We start from the raw sequence: 5,881 nt of genomic DNA, 5'->3' as shown, positions 1-5,881 counted from the left end.
GGCCGAACGGATGCGATTCATGGCGCCGATCGCGGCTCCACCTGCATGTTTCGGCCGGGCGGCACCGAGGCGTGGCCGCGGCGCTCTCCACGCGGTCTCGAGCGGAACGCGAGTTATCGCGCGGATACGTCGGGCCGAACCGCTGTCGCCGGGGGCCGGCCAGCAAACCGTCGCCGTCAGCAGTACAGGTACTCGACGTGCCATCGACCGCCGACATATTCGGCGCGATATTGGCCCCCCAGCGCCGGGTTGGCATCGTGAATGAGGCCCGAGCCACCGACCCCGGGGGCGAAGCCCGGCGGATCCCACGCGACGGCCACCGGGTTGGGTGCCATCGTCGGCGTGCATCCGACTTGCTTCTTAATGTAGCCATCGATGATCACGCGCTCCGCGGTGGCCCGATCACCGCCATCGGGCGCAGGGGCGTTGGCGCACAGCGCATTTGCGCCACAGGGGCGTTGGCCCACGGTGGCGAGTGCCACCTGCGCCGGCGTGCCCGTCGTCAGCATTACCCCCGCGAGCAAGCCCACGGCCGCCGCCGTCCGAGTGCGTTTGCGGATACCCATGTTATCTCCCAGCGCTGCTATCTGGCTTTGACCAGGTCTTCACCCGATGTGTAAAAGAGCGTGATATCGGCGCCGGTGACGATTTCAGCGAGGTAGACACCGACCGGTTCGACCTCGTAGTAGTAGTGGGTGTTGCCGTCGGTGTCCAGGGTCGACGCGCACGAGTAGCCCGGCGCGCCGCATCGTTGCTTGATCGGTATCGCGAACACGGCAAGCAGCACGGCAATGGCGATTCCGATGCCCAGCGGGACTCTGTTCGCTGCCGACCTCGTTGGTGCCAGATCTGCCACGGTTGGAGTGTAAGCGGCCGATCCCGCCGCTGACACGTGCGGCGCCGCGGGACATTTTCAGGGCCGACAGCGTTTGGCTGCCCGTGCGCGGCGGGTACGCGGATTGGAGCCGATTGAAGGACTGAGCATGAGCGACACGGACCTCAGGCCGTTTTCGGCGGAGCGGCCAGGAGATGCAGAGCCACCGGAGCCGGGCACGCCAGGCGAGACGCCGGAGCGGCTCAGGCCCACGGAAGTGCCCGAACGACTCACGCCGGCAGAACCGCCGGAGCGCTTGACGCCATCGGAGCCGCCCGAGCGTCACGCCCCGGCATGACGAACGCGACCGATCAGGATCGGAGGACAGACATGCGCGCCGAGGAAGGCGACGAAACGGTCAAGGACTACGCGAAGGAAGGCCGAGAGACCCTCGGCCGCATCAAGGCTTCCCAACATGCAGGTGGCCGGCTCGGCGACATCGCCCGCCGGTTCGCCAGCCTGTGGCGGGGCCCGCGCGGCCCGCAGGAAGGCGACTCACCCACCTAACCTCTTGCGGGAACGGCTAATCCGAGACCGAAGCGGGATGGCGGTGGGCCCACGGGCTTGCCTCTTCGAGCTGGGCCGCCAACCGCAGGAGGCCGCCGTCCGCGCCCAGCTGCCCCACGAATTGCAGACCCAGGGGAAGCCCGCCCTCCGTCCAATGCAGCGGGACACTGATCGCGGGGCGCCCGGTGAGGTTGGCCAGCTGCGTATAGGGCACCCAGCCCAGGCTCTCCTGGATGAGGTCGTCGAGAATTCCGCTGAGCCGCATGAGTTTTCCCGCGCGCAGCTTGCTGATCACCCGGGCGGCGCGCTGCAATACCGCCGAAGTCGCCGTGGCGCCCACCTCGAGGGGCGGGGTGGCCAGGGTGGGAGTCAGAAAGTAGTCGTAGGTGCCGTGGAACTCGGCCAGGGACTGGATGTAGGTGTTTCTGTTCTCCAGCGCAGACATCACCGCCAGGACACCGCCGGATCGGCCGAGTTCACTGATAGCCAGGGTGTCGGCCTCAAAGTCGCTGTCCCGGGCGCCGGTTCGCCGCTTGATGTCGGCGACTTGCTGGTGAAGCTGTGCGAACCAGATGGTCAGAAAGTCGCGGCCCAATGCGGCGTCATCGTAAGGCGGAGCGACTTCTTCGACCTGATGGCCCAATTCGCTCAGTAGCACCGCGGCCTTCTCGACCGCGGCGACGGCCTCCGCGCTCGGCTGCGAGTTGATGGCCGAGCGCGCCGAGTACCCGATTTTCAACCTTTCCGGACGGTGCTTGACGAGTTCGCCGAAAGGCATGTCTGGCAGCGCAACTCGATAGGCTGCACTCGGATCATGGCCGACGATCGCGTCATAGAGCGCGGCGCTGTCGCGCACGGTGCGCGACACAACCCCCTGGGTCGCCATGCCCAACATCATCTCGCTCGTCTGCGGGCCATAGGGCGCCAACCCCCGGCTGGGCTTGAGGCCGACGAGTCCGTTGCAGGCGGCGGGGATTCGGATCGACCCGCCGCCGTCGTTGGCTCCGGCGGCCGGAACGACGCCGGCCGCCACCGCTGCCCCGGATCCGCCCGAGGAGCCGCCGGGCGTGCGATCGGTGTTCCACGGATTGCGGGCCGGACCCCAGTAGTCGGGTTCCGTCACACCCTTGGCCCCGAATTCCGGAGTATTGGTCATCCCGAAGATCACCAGGCCCGCGTCCAGAAAACGCTGAGTGACCAGCGCGTGCCGGTCGGCTACCTCGTTGGCCAGCGACCGGGATCCGCACGACGTGGGAAAGCCGCGGTATTCCTGGCCGAGGTCTTTGAGCAGGAATGGGACACCGGCGAACGGCCCGCTCAGGCTCGGATCGGCGGCCTGCGCATCGGCGACATCGTCGAGGCGGCGGACTATGGCGTTCAACCGTGGATTGACGGCGTCTGCCCGTTGCCGTGCCAACGCGAGAAGTTCAGCGGGGGTGACGTGCTTGCGCTCGACCAGCTCGGCCAGAGCGGTCGCATCGAGCGACATGTACTCGTCGAGATGCATGCCTTCTCCTCAGCCCGGCCCGATTCGCATACCGCCGGCGCCGCCCGGGTGCGTCGACGTCCCCCAATTGACGCCGCTGCACGCCATTGACGTCAAGTGAATGCGGGCGCCGGCTTGGGGCGCCTTAGTATCACCTGATGCCCACGGCAGCTGTACCGTTCACGATCCGGGGCCCCGACGGGGTCCAGATCGTCGCCGACCGCCTCGGGGATCCTCAAGCGCGCGCCGTGGTGTTCTTGCACGGCGGCGGGCAGACGCGCCGTTCGTGGGGCAGGGCCGCTGCCGCGGTCGCCGCGCGCGGGTGGCAGGCCGTCACCGTCGACCTGCGCGGCCATGGCGAATCGGACTGGTCTGGCGAGGGCGACTATCGCGTTGTCAGTTTCGCCGGCGACGTCCAAGAGGTGCTGCGCACCCTGCCTCCGCGACCGGTGCTCGTCGGTGCCTCCCTGGGTGGCTTCACGTCGATGCTGCTCGCGGGGGAGCTGTCTCCGGGCATTGCGAGCGCGGTCGTGTTGGTGGACATCGTCCCGAACATGGACCAGTCCGGGGCGAACCGGATACATGCCTTCATGGCCGACCGGGTGGAATCGGGGTTCGGCTCCCTCGATGAGGTCGCCGACGCGATCGCCGAGTACAACCCGCACCGGCCGCGGCCGACCGATCTGGAAGGCCTGACCACCAACCTGCGTCGCCGCGGCGACCGCTGGTATTGGCACTGGGATCCGCAGTTCATCAGCGGCACTGCGGCATTCCCGCCATTCGAGGTCACCGACCCGGATCGGATGCACGCGGCCGTGGCGGCGATTTTGCGCGGCGGGGCGCCCATCCTGCTGGTCCGCGGCCAGATGAGTGACCTTGTCAGCCAGGACCGCGCCGACGAATTCCTGGCGCGTTTCCCGCAAGTCGAATTCACCGATGTCCGCGGTGCGGGGCACATGGTCGCCGGCGACCGCAACGACATCTTCGCCGGCGCCGTCCTGGACTTCCTTGCGCGGCACGTCGACGCCGGATGAACCACCCGCACGGAACCGGCTGGCCGCCAGTCCATCTCAGGCGGGCAGCGCTGCTACGATCTGCCTTGCACAAGCGGAGGGGGACGGCGTGACCATGCCGTGGTTGCGGGGATTGGGACTCGTCGGGGCTGTGATGATTGCCGCGACGACGGTGGCGCAAACCGCTCTGGCCGCGCCGCCCCCGGCTCTACCCGCGCCACCCCCGGCGCCGGGCATGGGCGTTGATCATGAATCCGGAAGGTGCACAGCAGGATTCGCCGCGCAGGGTGCCGATGGCAGCTACTACCTGATGACCAGCGGGCACTGCGACGCGCACGACGGCTCGGAGTGGACGTACGGCAACGATGCTCCGCTGGGCAAAATCTCGGCGAGCGAGCATGACGGCGATAAGCGGGACGCCGCGATCATCCGACTCGAGCCGAGCGTCGGCATGCCGGTGGGTGACGTCGGCGGCAGATACCAGGTTCGGGATGTGTTGAGCCGCTCGCAGCTTCGGCCCGGCATGCCGTTCTGCAAGATCGGCGCGGTGACGGGTGAGACCTGCGGTGCCATCAAAGGCATCGATGGCGACGTCGTCGAAGCCAGTGTGTTCAGCCTGGACGGCGACAGCGGCAGTCCCGGCTTCGTGATGAACCCGGACGGCACCGTGAGCGCGGTCGGTCTGTTGATGTCTTCGCCCGACGGTGACGACTACACGACCTACTTCATGCTGATCAATCCGCTGCTGGGTAAGTGGGGGCTGCGCGTTCTTCCATGAGAGATACCCATGGGCGCGGCGCGTCCGGTGGCACGTAACGTAGCGTTAGCGTTTCTCGGGTATCGGATATCCGGCCGACTCTCCTCGAACGCGTCCACCTGTGGTGATGCGGCCAGGGTGAAGAGGCAGCGGAACCAGCGACACGAAGGGGAGAGTAGTGAAGCGTGGGATCGTAGTGGGCGTGGCCGGCGTGGCCCTGGTGATCGCGGCCAGCGCCGGATGTTCGAGCAACAAGTCCAGTACGGGGGCGTCCGGCTCGTCTTCCGCACCGGCGGCGGCAGGTCCACAGGTGATCGTCGACGGTCAGCATCAGAACGTCAGCGGGCAGGTCACCTGCACCGCCGCGGGTGACAACACCAACATCGGGATCGGTGACCCGACCGCCGGGCTGGGTGCCGTGGTCAGCCATGGCAATCCGCCGCTGGTCCATTCGGTTGGGCTGGGCACCGTCAACGGCGTTGCGCTCGGTTTCTCCGATGCCGCGCCCAACCAGGGCGGCAGTGCCGGGGTCGCGGTCAACGGCAAGACATGGGCGATCAAGGGCACCGCTACGGGTGTCGACATGAGCAACGCGCAACAGCCGCAGCAGGTAACCAAGTCATTCGAGTTGTACGTCACCTGCCCGTAGCGCAGGCCATCGACACCCTAGGGGGACGCAGCTATGTCTATGAAACGTGTCATCAGCGCCGCCGCGGTGGCCGCTGGCCTGAGCCTCTCGATGGCGACTCTGGACGCCGGTTCGGCCTACTCCGCTCCGCTTGACCCGCCGCCGCCGTGCCCGAATTGCCACGGCGGTGGTGGCGGCGGCGTGGGCGGCGGAGGTGATCTCAGCGGGCCGGGCGTGCAGGCGGGAGGTGGCGCGCAGGCGGGAGGCGGCGTGCAGATCCCGCAAAATCCCCCGCAGACCACTGCAGCGCCGGCCACCCCAAGCCAGCCACCGAGCACGCCGAGCACCCAGCCGCCGGCCACCCAAACCACGCAGCCGCCGGCCACCCAAACCACGCAGGCGCCGGCCACGCAAACGACGTCGCCGAGTGCGCAAACGACGTCGCCGAGTGCGCAAACGACGTCGACGAGTGTGCAAACGACGTCGACGAGTGCTCAAACGACCGCGCCGGCGAGTGGACAGTCCACCACGCCGCAACTCGGCGGGGAGGTGTACGCGTCGCTGAATCCGCCGAGCACTCAGCCTGAGCACCCGGCGTACATTCCGCCGCGCGGCG

The 5,881-nt window shown here is 67.9% G+C and carries 7 protein-coding genes and 1 pseudogene; 5 read left to right on the top strand and 3 right to left on the bottom strand.

Annotated elements, in window-relative coordinates; all coding sequences use genetic code 11:
* Nucleotides 1-176: 176 nt before the first annotated feature.
* Together Q0W90_RS22735 and Q0W90_RS22730 are read right to left on the bottom strand one after the other, a co-directional pair.
* Nucleotides 177-566, bottom strand: a complete 390-nt coding sequence (locus Q0W90_RS22735) for an integrase (RefSeq protein WP_297594954.1) — start codon at nucleotides 564-566, stop codon at nucleotides 177-179.
* A gap of 17 nt (nucleotides 567-583) precedes the next feature.
* Nucleotides 584-856: a hypothetical protein gene (locus Q0W90_RS22730; protein ID WP_297594953.1), complete on the bottom strand. Its 273-nt coding sequence runs from the start codon at nucleotides 854-856 to the stop codon at nucleotides 584-586.
* 312 nt (nucleotides 857-1,168) lie between these two features.
* Between Q0W90_RS22730 and Q0W90_RS22725 the strand changes: the two genes are divergently transcribed.
* Entirely contained in the window at nucleotides 1,169-1,381 is a 213-nt protein-coding gene (locus Q0W90_RS22725) for a hypothetical protein (protein WP_297595001.1), read from the top strand.
* Between the two features lie 16 nt (nucleotides 1,382-1,397).
* On the opposite strand, the gene Q0W90_RS22720 is transcribed toward Q0W90_RS22725, so the two are convergent.
* Nucleotides 1,398-2,888 (bottom strand): amidase, encoded by a 1,491-nt coding sequence (locus Q0W90_RS22720; protein WP_297594952.1) that lies wholly within the window; start codon nucleotides 2,886-2,888, stop codon nucleotides 1,398-1,400.
* Nucleotides 2,889-3,025: 137 nt separating this feature from the next.
* Here Q0W90_RS22720 and Q0W90_RS22715 point away from each other — a divergent pair, with 137 nt between their 5' ends.
* The 4 genes and pseudogenes from Q0W90_RS22715 to Q0W90_RS22700 form a co-directional block, all read left to right on the top strand.
* Complete coding sequence (locus Q0W90_RS22715; RefSeq protein ID WP_297697890.1) at nucleotides 3,026-3,901, top strand: alpha/beta hydrolase; 876 nt, start codon at nucleotides 3,026-3,028, stop codon at nucleotides 3,899-3,901.
* A gap of 88 nt (nucleotides 3,902-3,989) precedes the next feature.
* Complete coding sequence (locus tag Q0W90_RS22710) at nucleotides 3,990-4,658, top strand: S1 family peptidase (protein WP_297599461.1); 669 nt, start codon at nucleotides 3,990-3,992, stop codon at nucleotides 4,656-4,658.
* Nucleotides 4,659-4,815: 157 nt separating this feature from the next.
* Nucleotides 4,816-5,286: a lipoprotein LpqH gene (locus tag Q0W90_RS22705; RefSeq protein WP_297599462.1), complete on the top strand. Its 471-nt coding sequence runs from the start codon at nucleotides 4,816-4,818 to the stop codon at nucleotides 5,284-5,286.
* A gap of 33 nt (nucleotides 5,287-5,319) precedes the next feature.
* Nucleotides 5,320-5,881 (top strand): annotated as a pseudogene (locus Q0W90_RS22700) (hypothetical protein); the annotation flags it as partial.

Source organism: Mycobacterium sp., from assembly GCF_025933915.1.
Taxonomy (GTDB): Bacteria; Actinomycetota; Actinomycetes; order Mycobacteriales; family Mycobacteriaceae; genus Mycobacterium.
Note: the sequence above shows the minus strand (reverse complement) of the source record. Positions and strands in the feature narration are given on the sequence as shown.

Bases quoted from the DNA above. Each gene is read 5' to 3' on its own strand.
- Q0W90_RS22735 (WP_297594954.1), bottom strand. From the start codon at position 566: ATGGGTATCCGCAAACGCACTCGGACGGCGGCGGCCGTGGGCTTGCTC.
- Q0W90_RS22715 (WP_297697890.1), top strand. From the start codon at position 3,026: ATGCCCACGGCAGCTGTACCGTTCACGATCCGGGGCCCCGACGGGGTC.
- Q0W90_RS22720 (WP_297594952.1), bottom strand. From the start codon at position 2,888: ATGCATCTCGACGAGTACATGTCGCTCGATGCGACCGCTCTGGCCGAG.
- Q0W90_RS22725 (WP_297595001.1), top strand. From the start codon at position 1,169: ATGACGAACGCGACCGATCAGGATCGGAGGACAGACATGCGCGCCGAG.